General features: G+C 63.6%; 13 protein-coding genes. 11 read left to right on the plus strand and 2 right to left on the minus strand.

Annotated features, from left to right (window positions below):
- Positions 1 to 2: 2 nt before the first annotated feature.
- Complete coding sequence (locus N0K08_RS15915) at positions 3 to 1,589, plus strand: MFS transporter (protein WP_261501370.1); 1,587 nt, start codon at positions 3 to 5, stop codon at positions 1,587 to 1,589.
- A 46-nt stretch (positions 1,590 to 1,635) separates the two neighbouring features.
- Here the strand turns inward: N0K08_RS15915 and N0K08_RS15920 are convergent, their stop codons facing one another.
- Positions 1,636 to 2,262, minus strand: coding sequence for a class I SAM-dependent methyltransferase (locus N0K08_RS15920; RefSeq protein WP_261501371.1), 627 nt, complete (start codon positions 2,260 to 2,262; stop codon positions 1,636 to 1,638).
- A gap of 364 nt (positions 2,263 to 2,626) precedes the next feature.
- On the opposite strand from N0K08_RS15920, the gene N0K08_RS15925 reads away from it, so the two are divergent.
- From N0K08_RS15925 to N0K08_RS15945, 5 genes are all read left to right on the plus strand, one after another.
- Positions 2,627 to 4,015 (plus strand): DNA cytosine methyltransferase, encoded by a 1,389-nt coding sequence (locus N0K08_RS15925; RefSeq protein ID WP_261501372.1) that lies wholly within the window; start codon positions 2,627 to 2,629, stop codon positions 4,013 to 4,015.
- Positions 4,012 to 5,940: a DUF262 domain-containing protein gene (locus tag N0K08_RS15930; RefSeq protein ID WP_261501373.1), complete on the plus strand. Its 1,929-nt coding sequence runs from the start codon at positions 4,012 to 4,014 to the stop codon at positions 5,938 to 5,940. The genes N0K08_RS15925 and N0K08_RS15930 overlap by 4 nt, the downstream gene beginning before the upstream one ends.
- Positions 5,941 to 5,945: 5 nt before the next feature.
- On the plus strand, positions 5,946 to 8,759 hold the full coding sequence (locus tag N0K08_RS15935; protein WP_261501374.1) for a Z1 domain-containing protein: 2,814 nt from the start codon (positions 5,946 to 5,948) through the stop codon (positions 8,757 to 8,759).
- On the plus strand, positions 8,756 to 9,817 hold the full coding sequence (locus N0K08_RS15940) for a PD-(D/E)XK motif protein (protein WP_261501375.1): 1,062 nt from the start codon (positions 8,756 to 8,758) through the stop codon (positions 9,815 to 9,817). The genes N0K08_RS15935 and N0K08_RS15940 overlap by 4 nt, the downstream gene beginning before the upstream one ends.
- A gap of 787 nt (positions 9,818 to 10,604) precedes the next feature.
- Positions 10,605 to 11,732, plus strand: coding sequence for an extracellular catalytic domain type 1 short-chain-length polyhydroxyalkanoate depolymerase (locus N0K08_RS15945; protein WP_261501376.1), 1,128 nt, complete (start codon positions 10,605 to 10,607; stop codon positions 11,730 to 11,732).
- Between the two features lie 397 nt (positions 11,733 to 12,129).
- Here N0K08_RS15945 and N0K08_RS15950 read toward each other — a convergent pair whose 3' ends face one another.
- Complete coding sequence (locus N0K08_RS15950; RefSeq protein WP_261501377.1) at positions 12,130 to 12,825, minus strand: FadR/GntR family transcriptional regulator; 696 nt, start codon at positions 12,823 to 12,825, stop codon at positions 12,130 to 12,132.
- A 187-nt stretch (positions 12,826 to 13,012) separates the two neighbouring features.
- Here N0K08_RS15950 and N0K08_RS15955 point away from each other — a divergent pair, with 187 nt between their 5' ends.
- From N0K08_RS15955 to N0K08_RS15975, 5 genes are all read left to right on the plus strand, one after another.
- Positions 13,013 to 13,696: an amino acid ABC transporter permease gene (locus N0K08_RS15955; protein ID WP_261501378.1), complete on the plus strand. Its 684-nt coding sequence runs from the start codon at positions 13,013 to 13,015 to the stop codon at positions 13,694 to 13,696.
- Between the two features lie 13 nt (positions 13,697 to 13,709).
- Positions 13,710 to 14,360, plus strand: a complete 651-nt coding sequence (locus tag N0K08_RS15960) for an amino acid ABC transporter permease (RefSeq protein ID WP_261501379.1) — start codon at positions 13,710 to 13,712, stop codon at positions 14,358 to 14,360.
- Positions 14,344 to 15,072: an amino acid ABC transporter ATP-binding protein gene (locus N0K08_RS15965; RefSeq protein WP_261501380.1), complete on the plus strand. Its 729-nt coding sequence runs from the start codon at positions 14,344 to 14,346 to the stop codon at positions 15,070 to 15,072. The genes N0K08_RS15960 and N0K08_RS15965 overlap by 17 nt, the downstream gene beginning before the upstream one ends.
- Positions 15,073 to 15,108: 36 nt before the next feature.
- Entirely contained in the window at positions 15,109 to 15,876 is a 768-nt protein-coding gene (locus N0K08_RS15970; protein WP_261501381.1) for a transporter substrate-binding domain-containing protein, read from the plus strand.
- Positions 15,877 to 15,937: 61 nt separating this feature from the next.
- Positions 15,938 to 16,948, plus strand: a complete 1,011-nt coding sequence (locus tag N0K08_RS15975) for a zinc-binding alcohol dehydrogenase family protein (protein WP_261501382.1) — start codon at positions 15,938 to 15,940, stop codon at positions 16,946 to 16,948.
- Position 16,949 lies beyond the last annotated feature (1 nt).

Consider the following 16,949-nt stretch of genomic DNA (forward strand, 5'->3'; position numbering starts at 1 on the left):
GCATGAGCAATACCAATACCCCTCCCGCAGCGGGCAGCTTTGCGGCGCTGCGCCAGCCGGTGTTCGCCGTCCTCTGGGCCGCGACCGTGCTCGGCAACACCGGCAGCTTCATGCGCGATGTCGCCAGCTCCTGGCTGGTGACCGACATGTCGGCCAGCCCCACGGCCGTGGCGCTGATCCAGACCGCGGCCACGCTGCCCATCTTCCTGCTCGCCATACCCGCGGGCGTGCTGTCGGACATTCTCGACCGCCGGCGCTTTCTGATCTTCGTGCAGCTGATGCTGGCCGCCGTGAGCGGCACGCTGCTGCTGCTGTCGCATACCGGCGCGCTCACGGTGGAGTACCTGATCGCGCTGACCTTCATTGGCGGCATAGGCGCGGCGCTGATGGGGCCGACCTGGCAGTCCATCGTGCCCGAGCTTGTGCCGCGCGAAGACCTCAAGGGCGCGGTGGCGCTCAATTCGCTGGGCATCAACATCGCGCGCGCCATTGGCCCGGCTGCCGGCGGCCTGATCCTCGCGAGTTTCGGCGCGGCCGCGACCTATGGCCTGGACGTGCTCAGCTATGCCTTCGTGATCGCCGCCCTGGTCTGGTGGAAGCGCCCGGCAGCGACCGACAGCGCGCTGTCGGAGAACTTCCTGGGTGCCTTTCGTGCCGGTCTGCGCTACACCTGGGCCAGCCAGGAACTGCATCGCGTGCTGCTGCGCGCCGCCGTGTTCTTCCTCTTCGCCAGCGCCGTCTGGGCCTTGCTGCCCCTGGTGGCGCGCCAGATGCTGGGCGGCACCGCGGGCTTTTATGGCGTGATGCTGGGCGCCGTGGGTGCGGGAGCGATTGCCGGCGCACTGCTCATGCCGCGCCTGCGCCTCTGGCTGGACGCCGACGGCATGGTGCTGCTGGCTTCGCTGATCACCGCCGCCGTCATGGCCGCCTTGGTGTTCGCCCCGCCCCAGTGGCTGGCTGTCGCTCTGATGCTGCTGCTGGGCATGGGCTGGATCACGGCGCTGACCACCTTCAACAGCGTGGCCCAGGCCATACTGCCCAACTGGGTGCGCGGCCGTGGGCTCGCGGTCTACCTCACGGTGTTCAACGGCGCGCTCGCCGCCGGCAGCCTGGGCTGGGGCCTGTTCGCCCGCTCACTGGGCCTGCCCACCGCGCTCGCCACCAGCGCCGCCGGCCTGGTGATCGTCGCCCTGCTGTTCCACCGCGCCCGACTGCCGTCCGGCGAAGCCGACCTGCAGGCCTCACACCACTGGCCCGAGCCCCTGCTGTCCGAACCGGTAGCCCACGACCGCGGCCCGGTCATGGTGCAGATCACCTACCAGGTGCGCGCCGAAGACCGCCCCGCCTTCCTCGCCGCGATCCGCCGCCTGTCGCACGAACGCCTGCGCGACGGCGCCTACGCCTGGGGCGTGGTCGAACACAGCGCCGACGCCGAACATGTCATGGAATGGTTCCTCGTCGCCTCCTGGGCCGAGCACCTGCGCCAGCACCACCGCGTGTCCAAAGCCGACGCCGATCTGCAAAACGAAGTGCTGCAGTTCCACAGCGGACCGGAGAAGCCGGTGGTGCATCACTTTCTGTCGATCTAGCGACAGCGGCGAGATCAGCAGATGCGCAGTGCCGTGGAGCCAGGGCTCAGCACCTGCGCCATACGCTCGCCAGCCAGGGCTGTTGCTCGATCGGCAGGCCCGCCGGACGGTAGAAGTGTTCCAACTCCTCGAAGCCGGCGGCCGTCACCAAGGCGCGCCAGGTGGGCCAGTCGTGAAACACGCCATAGCGCTCACCACTCCAGCCCTCCTGCCCTGCCCCGCGCGGGTTGGAACTGAACAGCACCCCGCCCGGCCGCAGGCAGGCGTGCAGTTGCAGCAGCACCTGAGGCAGCACCTGGCTGGGCACATGGAACAGCACGGCATTGGCAAACACACCATCGAAGCGCTGCGCTGGCAGGTCGAGCTGCAGAAAGCTCTGCTCCAGCACCTCGCAGCCGCTATGCGCGCGCGCCATCGCCGCCGAACTGGGCGCGCCCTCCAAGCCCACAGCACGGTGGCCCATCTCTGTGAAGGTGCGCAGGTCTCGCCCCGGCCCGCAGCCGAAATCCAGCAGGTCAAAGGGCGGTGATCCGGCGATGTGCCTGAGCAACGCCGCGATGTTCTGGCTGACATCGTGGTCGCGCGTACCTTCCCAGAAGCTTTGGGCGTGCTGCTCATAGTGCGCCAACGTGCGCGCGGCAATTTGTTGCAGGTCTTCGGAACTCTGTGTCATGCGGCATCATTGCATATGGAAGCGTCTGGAGCCGGAACACCGGACGTGAGGTCGTTGCCCGCAATGCACCAAGAACCTGCTTGATGGTGTCTTGCCGATAGCCGACCTTGCTAGCTAGCCGAGGACAGTCCCCAATTGGTACACAGGAGCGAGCCAACGTTTTTCTTGGACGACCGCTTCAGGCTGAGAACAGCCAGCCCCGTGCAGCCGCTCTATAGCCCTTTAAGTCCTACAGCGGCTTTTCACTAAGGCTGCAATCATGACCCTGCTTTGCTTCCACGCACAACAAGAAGTGACACAATGCCAGTATTTGAATAAACCATGAGAAATCTCGCCCGATCAGGCGGGGAAGGACGAGACCGAAGTGATAGGAACTAGTAGCGAGGCCTTCCGTTTCGTCGACCTCTTCGCTGGACTGGGTGGCTTCCACGTCGCCCTTGATGAGTTGGGTGGACGTGGCGTGTTCGCTGCTGAGTGGGAGCCCAAGCTGAAGGCCCTCTACAAGGTCAACTTCGGTATCGACGCTTGGGGTGACCTTAACGACCTCAGCAGCGACGAGATCATCGCCCGTAACCTGCCCGATCACCACGTCCTTACCGCGGGTTTTCCGTGCCAACCATTCTCCAAAGCAGGAGATCAACTGGGCTTCAAGGACACCAACCAAGGCAATCTCTTCTTCAAGGTTCACGAGATCCTACGTGTCAAGCGGCCGCGACACTTCATCTTGGAGAACGTGCCCAATATCCTCAAGCACGACGGTGGCCGCACCAAGGCCACGATCATCCGCATGCTGGAAGAGCTTGGCTACTCCGTCGACGTCGAGCACTTCTCTCCCCACGATTTCGGCATTCCGCAGGTGCGGGACCGCGCCTACTTCGTGGGTTCGCTCGAGGGGCTCGATCATTTCGAGTGGCCGGCGAAGCACAAGGATCCCACCGAAATCCACTGTGTACTGCGCCACGACGTACCTTCCAGCCGCGCCATCCCGGAACAGACGCTGCGAGCCATCGACATGTGGGGCGACTTCCTGCGCCACTCTCCGGCTGAGTTGAAGCTGCCTTCCTTCCCGATCTGGGCGATGGAGTTCGGGGCGACCTACCCCTACGAGGACGAAACTCCGCCAGGGATTTGGGCTCGCAGACCTATGTGGGGTCTTTGCCAGATGGGCTTCAAGGGTAGCTTCGGCCAATCCCTCGAGGGCACGGTCGACGAACAAATCACGAGGATACCGAGCCATTCCAACCGTGCAGGCGACTTCGATTTCCCCCAGTGGAAACGGACTTTTATCAGGCAGAACCGTGAGTTCTACCAAGCCAACCGCTCCTGGATTGATCCCTGGCTTGCAAGGTGGCGCCCCCAAGATTTCCCCTCCAGCTTCCAGAAGATGGAGTGGAACGCACAAGGTGAAGAGCGCGACATCGACAACTTCGTGCTGCAGATCCGTGCGTCTGGGCTGCGGGTTAAGCGTCCCACGACCTCCCCAAGCCTCATAGCCTTCACGCAGACCCAAGTGCCCATCCTCGGTGCTAACCTGACTGGAAAACGTCGCTACATGACTCCAGCCGAGTGCGCTGAACTTCAGTGTCTCGGCGGCATCCAGTTGCCCGCGTCCGACCTCGACGCGTATAAGGCCCTGGGCAACGCAGTCAACGCCCGCGTCGTCAAAGCAATCGCCGAACGATTGTTGCACGGGCTCATCCGGCCCACATCAAGCATCACCTCTGACATCGAACCTTTGCGGGCTACTGCATGACCGACCACATCGAAGACGATTTTGACGAGGAGGATCCGCGGATCCAATTGCTGGAGAGCCTTGCCGACGGGATGGCAACTCTTTCGGAGGCTTCAGACACGCCCGACGGGGTCACCCCAGTATCTTCAATGTTCAGTAGCGGTGACGTCGACTTTTCTTCTGACGCATGGATGAATCAACTGGCCGAGATCCAGGGTTGGCTGAGCCTCAGCAAGGATCTTCCGCTCACGGGAGGCAAATCCTTCCTTCAGGCGCTCATCGCTGAGTTCGAACTCGATCCCGTCGACTTGCTCGCCCCAGGGACAGCGTACCCGCCGCTGAGTCTCCGCGCGCTGGAACGTCTCAACGAGCGCGTGGATACCGCCGGGCGGTTGCAGATCGACTTTCTCGAAGATCTTGAGACCAAGGGCACCGGTCGTGCTTCGGCCACCCAGTCTTGGGCTGACGCGTGGGCGGAAATTGACGCGGGTGAGGGGGCGGTGAGTCCGGAACCGGTCACAGCAAAAGCCGACGTCTGGCCGATCTTCCAACTCACTAAGAAGCCGCCGAACCTAACGCCGTCCTACCAGCGCGGAGACGTCTGGCGTAATGGTGACCGGCAGTCCCTAATAGAGTCCATCCTTCGGGGCGTCCCCCTGCCCTCCATCATCCTGCTCCGCAGCAAACCATCCATTCCGCACGAGGTCGTCGACGGCAAGCAGAGGCTCACGGCCATCCTTCGGTTCGTGGGCAAGCACCCTGTCGCCAAACAGAAAGTTGCGGAGGTCGCTGCCCGACACAGCGGCAAGAAGTTCAACAAACATGGACGGCTCGACGACCACGGCGACCAGAGCCTGGCTGATCTGTTCAACACCGACTATCCGGCCTTCCGTCTTGCGTGGAAGGCGCTAGAAGGTCACGCACTCAAAGCCGAGCATGAGAACGAGTACTACTTTCCGTTCAAGCTGCGCACAACCGGAGACGGCGGGCTGGTCGGTCGCAACCTTGAACCTCTCCGCGGCAAGTATTACACGCAAATCAAGCGCCACGAGATCAACGTCGCTAGCCAGCAACTCGACGTTGAGGAACTGTTCGAAGGCGTCGTGGAGTACAAGATCCCCGTTATTGAGTACACCCAGGCCTCTCAGGCTCAGATTCACGAGGTTTTCCGCCTTTACAACAAACAGGGCGTGCACCTGAACGCGGAAGAGATCCGTAACGCCGTCTACCATGAGGCCGAACTCACCCGCGCAACGCTCGCCGCGGCCGGCGACGCCGACCCAAACACTGATGTCGCCAAAATTGCCAAGTCGCTAGCCGGTGTCGCGAATCTTGGTCGCCTCGGCCAGGCACTGACGAACTACGGCTTCGGCGACACGCGCTACAAGCGCACTAAGGTTCTGGCATGGGTCATCTCGGTCTTGGTGCATGACACCGCTGGAAGGGATCTGGCATCGACCAGCCGTAACATCGACCAATTGCTGATCGCGGTTCAGAAGAACCCGTCCCACCCGCTAGCCCAGTCCTCGACCTTGACCAGACTGTTCTCGCTGCTGCTGCACGCCGTAGAACTCCACTCATCGCACGATGAGTTGTGGTCCGAGCAGTTCATGGACGGTGGCAAGGGCGCTAAGTGGCAGGAGCTCCAGCTTGTGGGTTCCCTCGTGGGTCTTGCTATGGCCTTGGCGGCCTCGCCGGACGACATCAAGGACCGCATTGAGGCGCATGGTGATGCCATCCGCACAGCGAGCGAGAAATCGGCGGACTGGAGGCGCCCCGGTAAGACGCAGACCAGGACCCAGTGGGACTACATCGCCAAGATCAGCAAAAGTCTCCTCGAACTACTGGGCATCGACCCTGCTCAAGCTGCTCAAGCCGTACGTCAGCAGTTCGGGTCATCCGGGTACGATTCGTTGCAGCGGATGCTTATCAAGCCGAAGAGTTGAGAGCTGTGCCGGGAAGAGCCCCACTCGTCGAGCATGTCTACTTCAATCCGCCCGCTCCTCAGCAGGCGGACTCATGGTGGGCCCGCTACAAGGCCCAACTCACCGGCCTGACCGACTCGGCACGTGCCTCAGTTGAAGCAGACTCCCGCTACATTCTCCGGCGCGGAGTTCTGGCGGCCGACACCGCGAAATCCGAAGAATGGTCCTCCCGCCGGTCACGCACCGGACTCGTCATGGGTTCGGTTCAGTCTGGCAAGACCGCTTCCATGCTGGGTGTCTCAGCCCTGGCCATCGACGGAGGCGTTGACATCATCATCGTACTCGCCGGGACGCGTCTCTCCTTGTGGCGCCAGACCTACGAGAGACTGGTGCAACAATTGGATTCGGGACAGGAGGACGCACAGAAGATCAAGCGCCGCCTGCTGTGCCCACCGCCGGGCATCGCACTGTCGGAGCAGACGCACTCGCTGGCAACCACCTATCGCCTGCCACCGGCTCAGGTTCGACAACGTCTGAGTCAGGGCAGGCCACTGATCATCGTGGCGATGAAGCAGACCGATCATCTGCACGCCTTGGCAGCAAGCCTGCGCGCAAATGTCTTCAGCGTGGTTAAGGAGCTTGGTCGCACGGCCCACATGCTTGTACTGGACGACGAGGCCGACGACGGCTCGATCCTCGATGCCGTTGTAGAGTCCTCGCAGGACCCCATCTACGGCAGGCTAAAGCAGATCCCGCGTGCGATTGCCAACCTTTGGGACCCTCCCCAGGGTTCTCCTGATAACCTGTTCTCGACCTACATCGCCTACACGGCGACACCCCAGGCCAACCTCCTTCAGGAGGACCACAACCCCCTGGCGCCGCGAGACTTCCTGATCTCTCTTCGCACGCCGCTCGACGTTGGCCATCCTGTAGACACAACCGCCCCTGGCAACCTCAACGCCCCTCGCTCATCGACCTACCCCGAGGCGGAGGGGATCCGTTCCTACTACACCGGCGGTGAGGTCTTCTACCGCCGCGCGAAGGCAGCCAAACTGTGCGTGCCTACCACCAACTCTGTGCAGCAGGACCTCGCCGACGCCGTCCGAGCTTTCTTGGTGGCGGGCGCCATCCGCCTGCACCGCGCTGGCAGGCTTGGCCCGGCGTCCGCCATCACTACCCAGTTCGACACCGAGCAGGAAGCCTTTGCCTACGTGGCTCCGCCGCACTCGATGCTCTACCACCCCTCAGCGGCGATCCTGGATCACTTCCGGGGTGCTGAGGACGTCCTGCTCTGGGCAGGAATCCAGGACCGGGCGACAGCTCGAAATCTGCTCGACACAGGCGTCGCCCGGCTCCCAGACACCTTGGTGGACGACCTGCAGGCGGACCCCGCCCCGTGGGCACAATGGCTCGACAAGTACGTTGCCTCCGCCCGAGCAATCGAGGACGAGTTCGACGTTCTGCCGCCGAAGAGCTTCCCGGACTGGCAGACCGTCGAAACCCTGCTTGTTAACGAGATGATCCCGGGAACTAGGGTCGCCGTGGTCAACAGCGACCCCAACGCTGATGACCGTCCTGCCTACGCGCCGAGCCAGGATCCGGGAACCGGCAAGTGGAGGGCCGCCCGCGACATCAGCACGATCTTTGTTTCAGGTAACGTCATGGCCCGGGGACTGACGCTGGAAGGGATGACCACGGCGTTGTTTCAGCGTTCGTCGGCTAACCCGCTGGCCGACACCCAAATGCAGATGCAGCGCTGGTTTGGGTACCGCGGGTCCTATATTGAGCTGTGCCGCGTATTCACCTCCAGCGACCAACTCGCCCTCTTCCGCGCGTACCACGATGTCGACGAAGCGGTTCGCGCCGCAATCACTGAGCGCATGGTGAGCGGCGCCCCTGATCCGACTGTCTTGCAAGGCTTAAACTTTGAGGCCACTGGCAAGATCGCGGGCGTCGGCAACTTTCCCCTGTCTCCAGGCGCTCGCCCCTTCGTCACAGTCATAAATTGCGGTAAGCAGGCGGATCCCAATGCAGACGTCTTGGCGGATCTCTTCGCTCGTCCATCCAGCGATGTCACTGTCGCCAACGTGCTGCGAGGCCGGATCTTGAACGTGCCACTCGAACTTACCGAGGCCGCAGAACTTTTGGACCGCCTCACTTTCTCCGACTACCAGCCTGGGCGCGAAGGTTTCCAAGCGGACATCTGGAACCGCGTCCAAGCCCGAGCACACGCAGTCGCGCCACTCCCAGATCCGCCGTTCTACCGCCCGCCCGTGAGGTACGGGAAGGGGGATGTGCCCCGGCGTGCCTGCCCCTATGCCATCGCCGCCTATCTTCGACTCTGGTTGGCGAGCCTAACTCGCTCGATCACGGGGCTCTTTGTCACCGGCCACCCCGGCGACCTGTGGTCCTACGCCGACCTCGGTCGAAAGACCGTTGAGCAGCCACGGTTCTGGGTCGGCATTCGTTACGGAGATGGTGCCGCCGTGTCCAACAGTTCGCTGGCACGGCTCCCGTTCAACATCTACGCAACCCGTAAAACTGTGGCCGGAGGCGAACTCAAGACGACATGGGGAGCGAGCGACCCCAGCGCTGGCCCAAGCCAGTTTCGCGGCGACGTCTACTTCGACTACTACCACCGCAACCTTGCTGTTCCGATGAGCAGCGACACGGCTTGGCGACCCAGCGGCTCTGACGGTCAGATCCTCTTCTACGTCAACCAACATCCGGGCGACCTCTACCCCACGGTCGCAGTTGGAGTCTGCCTGCCTGCGGGAGGTCCCGAGCAGTTCGCAGCTACCCGTGCTGGGGTGGCCATAGTGAAAAGGAGCCTCCCATGACCAACTACGAAGAAGTTCTCGAGCAGATAAACGCCGTTCCAGCGGGTGTCACCGGAAATGACCGATCCATCACTTGGTTGACCGACGCGCAGGTGGTCGGTCTCGCCCGGAACCATCGCGGACACCTGGAACTGTTCCTTGCAGGCGACCAGCTGAAGCCCCGGACGGGCACCGTGAAGTCTGCGATGCACTACCACTCGTGGCACCGTGACACCCAGCCGCCGCTGAGCGCGAACCGAATTCTCTTACCCGCTCTGGGACACTTCGACCAGGTCGGTGCATTCATTGCCGCTGAATTACTGCGTGAGAAAGCTGACGCCAATCTGGAGCGCGCATTCGTCGTCACTGAGCCTCTGATCGAACTCGCCATCAAGCGTTTGGAGATCTCCGAGAACGCCATCCTCGGACTTGTCGGAGAACTGCTCCTTCTCGACGCTCTCTGCCGCCGCGCAGATGATATGCACGTCGGGCTGGTCGTCCAGGCTTGGGATGGCTGGCGCCGCTCAGCAAGGGACCTCACGTGGGAGGGTACGGGCGTGGAGATAAAAACCACAACTCGCACTACCTCAAGTCACGCCGTCCATGGCGTGCACCAGATCGAGCCTGCCGCTACCACTGATGACGCCCCCGGGGAATCGCGCCTGCTCCTCGTAAGCATCGGTCTGCGACAGACAGATCCCAACGTGCCTGCCTCGTCGATACCATCCCTGGTGGAGAGCATCGTCGCGCGACTCACCGTAAGCGGAGCTAGCGGTTTGGTCGATGAGTTTCTTAAACGCGTAGCCATGTACGGCTCGGAGTCGGGTATCGGATACGAGCATGCCACGATGGCCAACGAGGCTCCGTTCACAACCCCGTTTAGCGTGACCTTCATCCGGGGCTACGACATGGCAGACCCGGCAGTCGAGGTGCTGCGGCGCGATGACGTGGTCGCCCACCAGCATGTGGACGCCCAGTCGCTCACCTTCCGCGTGGAACTTCCCGCGACGATCAGCTTGAACAACCCCATCGCAGGTGCCCGACGCGTCGCGGAGGCAATCCTGGGCCTGCACAGTTAGGGACGCGCTGAGAGGTACTCCAGTGCCCGGTCATGTACCCCACCTACCACCTCTCCTATGCAACGCTCAACGATTCCCTGGCGCTGGTCGTACAGGCGTTGAGCGGCTCCGGAGAGCCCAATCAGAGCGCGGCGCAACTAGTCGAAAGGACTTGGCAGGCTCTTCGCGACGAACTGCTTTGCCCTCCAAACCCGTCGCCCGTAATTTGGTTGCGATCAACTGCTCCCGCTGCGAAGCAGCCATCGGCAGAGTCAAGCTTGACCCCTTCCCTGCTTGCCCGACGGCACTTGTGAAGCTCAACTCACGACAAGGGCCGCTTATCACGCGCTACCTAAGCCAAACATGTGCCCAGCTGCGGCCCATCGCTGCCGTAGGCAGGTCCGCGCATACAGCCATTGTGGTGAGCCGAGCAGTTGCCAAAATAGACCTCTGCGGCGCCACCCACTCTGGCCGTATTTCAGGACCGTCCAACAGTTCAAGAACGGTCGCTTTGACATTGCGACACCGCATTGCCGAACAAAGCCGTATGGGCCGGCACTCCAAATTGCGCACCCGCAGGCTGACTTCGCGCCCACTGCATGGCCTGCTTGCAGGACTCCAAGAACCGCCCAAGCATTCCCTGCCCCGTGAACGCCACGCCGCCCTCGCTCATCCTGTAGGACGCCACCTACTGCTGATCGAGAGAAAATGCTGCAGCGCAACATGCACAGCTCAACGACAGTGCAAGGAGGTCAACCGTGCAAGCTCTTGACCGGGTACTGGCCTCGGAAATCCAACGAAAGAATGCGTGAAATATCTGCTTCGACAAGCGTGGGTGCAGGCCGGAAAATGGGTCCGTAAGATCCAGCGACAGGCGAAAAAACCCGCCAAATCCCGGGCTCCCAAGCTGCGCCAACCCACGGATGCGCCAGCGGGCCCGCCGAATCCCCCCTCCAGGCTTGCTCCGAGCGGGGCCGCGTTGGCCAAGGGCCTGCCGCGCAACAGCGCCACTGCGCCTGCCCGCCACGCGGAACAATGGATCGATGGAAAGTTCACGCACCGGGGCCGCACGCTTGCCTACAAGCTTTATCTTCCGCCGAAGAAGACCAGTGAAGCGCTGCGACCGATGGTCGTGATGCTGCACGGGTGCCGCCAGGATGCGGCGGATTTTGCGGCGGGGACTCGAATGAACGCCCAGGCGCGGGCGTCAGGCGTCGTGGCCCTGTACCCCGAGCAAAGCCGGCGCGGCAACCTCCAGAAATGCTGGAACTGGTTCAATCCGCTGCACCAGCAGCGGGGCCGCGGGGAGCCCGCCGTGTTGGTGGCGCTCACGCTGTCGATAGCAGCGAGCCACCAGGTGGATATGTCACGCATCTTCGTTGCCGGCCTGTCCGCTGGCGGTGCGATGGCGAACATTCTCGGGATCGGCTATCCGGAGGTGTTCGCAGCCATCGGCGTGCATTCCGGGCTGCCCAAAGGCTGTGCCACGGATTGGGTCTCGGCGCTGACGGTCATGCGCATGGGGTGCCTGCTTCCGGCGGCAACGCCTGCCGCAGGCCCCTTCCCGCCAACCATCGTCTTCCATGGCGATGCCGACAACACGGTCCACATCAACAACGGCATTGCCGTCATCACCGCGGCATTGGCGGCCCGGGGGGCACAGAGCGCGGAGGCGCGATGGGTGGAAGGGCAGTCCGCGCAGGGACAAGGCTACAGCCAGACCATCTACCAGGACAGCGCCGGCCGCACCTTGGCCGAGTTTTGGCAGTTGCACGGCGCAGGGCATGCATGGTCGGGCGGTCATCCGGACGCGAGCTATACGAATCCCGCCGGTGTCGACGCGACCGCACAAATGCTGCGCTTCTTTCTGGAAAATCCCATGTCCTGCGCGATCCCTGTGCCTGAACAGGAGCAACCCGCAGCCCATGTGTCATAGACGTGGCTTTCAACCGGCTGTACAAGGCCGAGTTGATCCAGCGCCGGGCAGCACGAGGACCGCTCAGAGTGAAGACCCATGGAAACGGGTCTATTTACCGCAGCGGATTGCCCCTGACCAGGTAGACAAGCCTGCGAAGCGCATCGCGAGCGGGGCTGGGCTATCTGCGTCCGATGCAGTACGAGCAACGCTGGTACGCGGTGCAGCGTAAAAAGGCCGCGTCAACCGTCCTCCAAGTGCTCACCCAGGTCAGCGGCTCAGCGCCAGCAGCCAGGGAGTTCACGAATCACGGGGCGGCCTGACCAGACGACGAACATGGTCAGGCCAATTCGATCTCAGAGAAAACTGGCCTGACAAAACCGCCCCTCACAGCCTCACGCGGTCAGGCCAAACTCTTTCAGGGCGTGACCCAGCGCTCCGCCGCTGCGCGAATGTGGGAACGTATGGCCGCTTCCGCCGCAAGAGGGTCGCGCGACTGCAAGCAGCGCAGGATCTGCTCATGCTCGCTCAAGGCAGCATTCCACACCGGCTCGCCCTCGAGGAGGGTCCGCATGTGGTTTGCCAGTGGTTCGCGGCGCATATCGAACAAGGTTCCGACCAGGCCGACCATCACCGAATTGCCCGTCATCTCGGCGATGCGCACATGGAATTCCCGGTCGTGATCCAGCACGTCGCGGCCGGCGGCGATGTCGGCGCGCATGCTCTCCACGCTGTCCTGCACCCGCGCCAAGCCCTGCGGCGTGGCATGTACGCAGGCTTGCACGATCACCGCCCCCTCGAAGGCTGCGCGCGCATGCATCACCTCGACAGGACTCTCGCCCATGAAGGCTGGCAGCCGGTTGCGCCACGTGCCACGCTGACACACGTATACCCCCGACCCCATGCGGATCTCCACCTGGCCCTCGATCTCCAGCGCGATGAGCGCCTCGCGCAACGAAGGCCGCGATACGCCAAGTTGTTGCGCCAGCTCGCGCTCTGGCGGCAGGCGCTGCCCTTCCTTGAAGTCACCCTGCTGTATCAGCAGGCGCACCTTGTCGGCAATCAACTGGTAGAGGCGCCGTGAGGCGTCGGTCGGCTTGAAGGATTCGTCCATTCGGCAATGAAGAGTGAGTACAGGTTCAGGGGGAAGCAGGCGACAGGCGCCGAACTGAGTATCGGCCTTACCAGTTGGCGGGCGCTCAGGGTAAATACGGTAAGGCCAAATTCTCTCATGCGTTAAATTGGCCTTACCAAATTCCAATAACAGACAAGCGGTTGCGGCCGAGCACGGATCCCCCATCTTGAAATACGACTTCGACTTCAGCGCCCCGCTGGCCTATTGGCCTGACCTGCTGGCCGGCGCGTGGACCACACTGGCCCTGTCCCTTGCCTCCACCTTCTTCGGTTTCCTGCTGGGCGTGTTTTGCGCGCTGGCCAGCACCGGACGCAGCCTGTGGCTGGCGCGGGTGGCCACCGTCTACATCGAGGTGATCCGCAACACGCCGCTGCTGGTGCAGGTCTTCATCGTGTATTTCGGGCTGTCTTCGCTGGGCCTGCAGGTGGACGCCTTCACCGCGGCTACGGTGGCGCTGGTGGTCAATGTGGGCGCCTACACCAGCGAGATCGTGCGGGCCGGGGTGGAGTCCATCCCCAAGGCCCAGCTGGAAGCTGCCGACACCCTGGGCCTGAGCCGCTGGCAGACGCTGCGCCACGTGGTGCTGCCGCCGGCCATCGAGCGCGTGTTCCCGGCGCTCACCAGCCAGTACGTGCTGCTGATGCTGGCCTCTTCCGTCTGCTCGCAGATTTCGGCCGAAGAGCTGACGGCGGTGGCGAACCGCGTGCAGTCCGACACCTTCCGCTCGGTGGAGACCTATGTGCTGGTGGCCGCGGCCTATTTGCTGATGTCGCTGGTCATGCGCGCCGTGTTCTGGCTGGTGGCGATGGTGGCCTTCCCCCGCCTGCGCCGCCTCGGCACACCCCTTTGAACGGAGCAGCGCCATGGGTTTCCTGAACGCCGCACACATGCAATTTCTGTTCGACGGCCTGCTGTGGACCGTCGGCCTGTCGCTGATCGCCTTTGCCGGCGGCGGCGCCCTGGGCTTTCTAGTGGCGCTGGGCGCCTCCTACGGACCGCGCTGGTCGCGCCTTCTCGTCTCGCTCTACGTCAAGCTGATCCAGGGCACACCGCTGCTGGTCCTGCTGCCGCTGGTGTATTTCGGTCTGCCTTCGCTGGGCTTGAACATCGCCCCGCTGGCGGCCGCCAGTCTCGCGCTGTCGGTCTACGTGTCGGCCTACCTGGGCGAGATCTGGCGCGGCTGCCTGGCCTCCGTGCCGCGCACCCAGGCCGAAGCCGCCGAATGCCTGGCCCTGCGCTGGCACCAGCGGGTGCTGCATGTCCTGCTGCCGCAGGCCATCAAGATCGCCACGCCGCCCACCGTGGGCTTCATGGTGCAGATCGTGAAGAACACTTCGCTGGTCTCGGCCATCGGTTTCGTGGAGCTGGCCCGCGCGGGCCAGATCATCAACAACTCCACCTTCGAGCCCTTCGTCATCTTCATGATCGTCGCGGCCCTGTACTTCGCCTTGTGTTATCCGCTGTCGGTGCTGAGCCGCCGCCTGGAGAGGAGCTTCCATGTCGCAAATCGTTGAGATCAAAAACATCTCCAAGTGCTTCGGCAGCACCCGTGTGCTGGAGGACGTTTCCTTCACCGTGAAAAAGGGCTCGGTGGTGGCCATCATCGGCCAGAGCGGCTCGGGCAAGAGCACCGCGCTGCGCTGCATCGACCGGCTGGAAACCGTGGACCAGGGCCAGATCCGCGTCTGCGGTCATGAGGTGACCGCCCCCGGCCTGGACCTGCACCAGTTGCGCCGCGACGTGGGCATCGTGTTCCAGAGCTACAACCTGTTCCCCCATCTCACGGTGGAGGAAAACATCATGCTGGCGCCGCGGCTGGTGCAGAAAACCAAGAAGGCGCAGGCACGCGAGCGCGCCCTGCAGGTGCTGACCCAGGTGGGCCTGGCCGAAAAGGCCAACAACTATCCCTCGCAGCTCTCGGGCGGCCAGCAGCAGCGCGTGGCCATTGCCCGCTCGCTGGCGATGCAGCCGCAGCTGATGCTGTTCGACGAGGTCACTTCCGCCCTCGATCCCCAGCTCACCGGCGAGGTGCTGCGGGTGATGGAGAAACTGGCCGCCGACGGCATGACCATGATTCTGGTCACCCACGAGATGGCCTTTGCCCGCAAGGTCGCCGACGAGGTGATCTTCATGCACAAGGGCCGCGTCTGGGAGCAAGGACCGGCCTCCATCCTCGACAACCCGGCCACCACCGAGCTGCGCGACTTCGTCGGCAACGGCCTCTGATTTCCCCGCCCCCGTTCCACCACACAGGAGACAACTATGAAAAAGACGACTCTTCGCTTCGCCACCGTGGCCGCCGCTGCCGTCATGCTGCTGGGCACGGGCGCTGCCCGCGCCGACCTGCTCAAGGACATTCGCGAGGCCAAGAAAATCCGCATCGCGCTGGACACGGGATCGCCGCCCTACGGCTTCGTCAACGAAGCGATGAAGCCCGTCGGCTCCGACGTGGAGACCGCCCAGATGCTGGCCCAGGACCTGGGCGTCGCGCTGGAAATCGTGCAGACCACCAGCCCCAACCGCATCCCCTTCCTGCAGACCGGCAAGGCCGACATCGTGGTGGCTTCGCTGTCGGTGACGCCCGAGCGCGAGAAAGTGATCGACTTCTCCACCCCCTACGCCCAGATCCTGGCCGTGGTGGCGGGCCCCAAGGGCGTGACCCTCAACGGCTTTGACGACCTCAAGGGCAAGCGTGTGGCCACCACCCGCGGCTCGAACAACGACAAGGTGGTGACGACCGGCGCCAAGGATGCACAGATCGTGCGCTTCGACGACGACGCCACCCTGGTCACCGCCGCCGTGAGCGGCCAGGCCAACATCATCGCCACCTCGCCGGCCATCGTCAGCACCGTGATGCTGAAGTCGCCGCAGAAGGACATGGTCACCAAATTCACCATGTCCACCGTGCCCCTGGGCATAGGCCTGCGCAAGAACGAGCCTGAGCTCAAGGCCTGGATCAACGACTGGGTCACCAAGAACACGGCCAACGGCAAGCTGGTCGCCATCTACAAGAAATACCACGGCTCCTGAAGCGAGCCTGCGCCTCCCCGCCGGCTCGCCGGCACAACCCCCAAAGCCCCCTGGAACCATCATGCTGACCGTCATCTGTGAAACCCCCGGCACCCTGCGCGCCGAGCAACGTGAGCGCCCCATTCGCGGCGAAGGCGAAGTGCTGCTGCGCGTCAAGCGCGTGGGAGTGTGCGGCACCGACCTGCACATCTTCACCGGCAACCAGCCCTTTCTGCAGTACCCGCGCGTGATGGGCCACGAACTGTCGGGCGTGATCGAGGAGGCGGTGCCGGGCGGCCGACTGCAGGTGGGCGATGTCTGCTACGTCATGCCCTACCTGTCCTGCGGCACCTGTGTGGCCTGCCGGCAGGGCAAGACCAATTGCTGCGTCAACATCCAGGTACTGGGTGTACACCGCGACGGGGCCTTCACCGAGTACCTTTCCCTGCCCGAAGCCTTCGTGCACCGCGCCGAGGGCGTGTCGCTGGACCAGGCCGCCATGGTCGAGTTCCTGGCCATTGGCGCACATGGTGTGCGGCGCGGCGACGTCAAGCCCGGCCAGCGCGTGCTGGTGGTCGGCGCCGGCCCCATCGGCATGGCCGCGATGATCTTCGCCCGCGCCCGGGGCGGCATCGTCACGGCCATTGATGGCCGCCAGGACCGCGTCGACTTCTGTCAACGCGAGCTGGGCGTGACCCACGCCGTCACCCTGGGCGAAGGCGACAGCGAAAAGCTGTCCGCCGTGACCGACGGTGAATTCTTCGACGTGGTGTTCGACGCCACCGGCAACGCCAAGGCCATAGAGCGCGGCTTCAGCTTCGTCGCCCACGGCGGCACCTACGTGCTGATCTCGGTGGTGCGCGACACCATCAGCTTCTCCGACCCCGAATTCCACAAGCGCGAGACCACCCTGGTAGGCAGCCGCAACGCCACCACCGAGGATTTCGAGACCGTGATCGCCGCCATGCGCGACGGCCTGGTGCCCACCGCCGCGCTCAACACCCACCGCATGGCGCTGGCCGACGTGCCGACCGACTTCGCGCAACTGCTCGACCCGGCGCGCGGCGTGGTCAAAGCCATCGTCGAGGTCTGAA

Origin of the sequence: Acidovorax bellezanensis, assembly GCF_025421555.1 — a bacterium.
In the GTDB taxonomy this organism is placed as follows: domain Bacteria; phylum Pseudomonadota; class Gammaproteobacteria; order Burkholderiales; family Burkholderiaceae_C; genus Comamonas; species Comamonas bellezanensis.

What these genes read in the sequence shown, in the direction of transcription:
- N0K08_RS15930 (WP_261501373.1), top strand. Translation starts at nt 4,012, where the DNA reads ATGACCGACCACATCGAAGACGATTTTGACGAGGAGGATCCGCGGATC.
- N0K08_RS15915 (WP_261501370.1), top strand. Translation starts at nt 3, where the DNA reads ATGAGCAATACCAATACCCCTCCCGCAGCGGGCAGCTTTGCGGCGCTG.
- N0K08_RS15965 (WP_261501380.1), top strand. Translation starts at nt 14,344, where the DNA reads ATGTCGCAAATCGTTGAGATCAAAAACATCTCCAAGTGCTTCGGCAGC.
- N0K08_RS15920 (WP_261501371.1), bottom strand. Translation starts at nt 2,262, where the DNA reads ATGACACAGAGTTCCGAAGACCTGCAACAAATTGCCGCGCGCACGTTG.
- N0K08_RS15950 (WP_261501377.1), bottom strand. Translation starts at nt 12,825, where the DNA reads ATGGACGAATCCTTCAAGCCGACCGACGCCTCACGGCGCCTCTACCAG.
- N0K08_RS15960 (WP_261501379.1), top strand. Translation starts at nt 13,710, where the DNA reads ATGGGTTTCCTGAACGCCGCACACATGCAATTTCTGTTCGACGGCCTG.
- N0K08_RS15940 (WP_261501375.1), top strand. Translation starts at nt 8,756, where the DNA reads ATGACCAACTACGAAGAAGTTCTCGAGCAGATAAACGCCGTTCCAGCG.
- N0K08_RS15975 (WP_261501382.1), top strand. Translation starts at nt 15,938, where the DNA reads ATGCTGACCGTCATCTGTGAAACCCCCGGCACCCTGCGCGCCGAGCAA.
- N0K08_RS15970 (WP_261501381.1), top strand. Translation starts at nt 15,109, where the DNA reads ATGAAAAAGACGACTCTTCGCTTCGCCACCGTGGCCGCCGCTGCCGTC.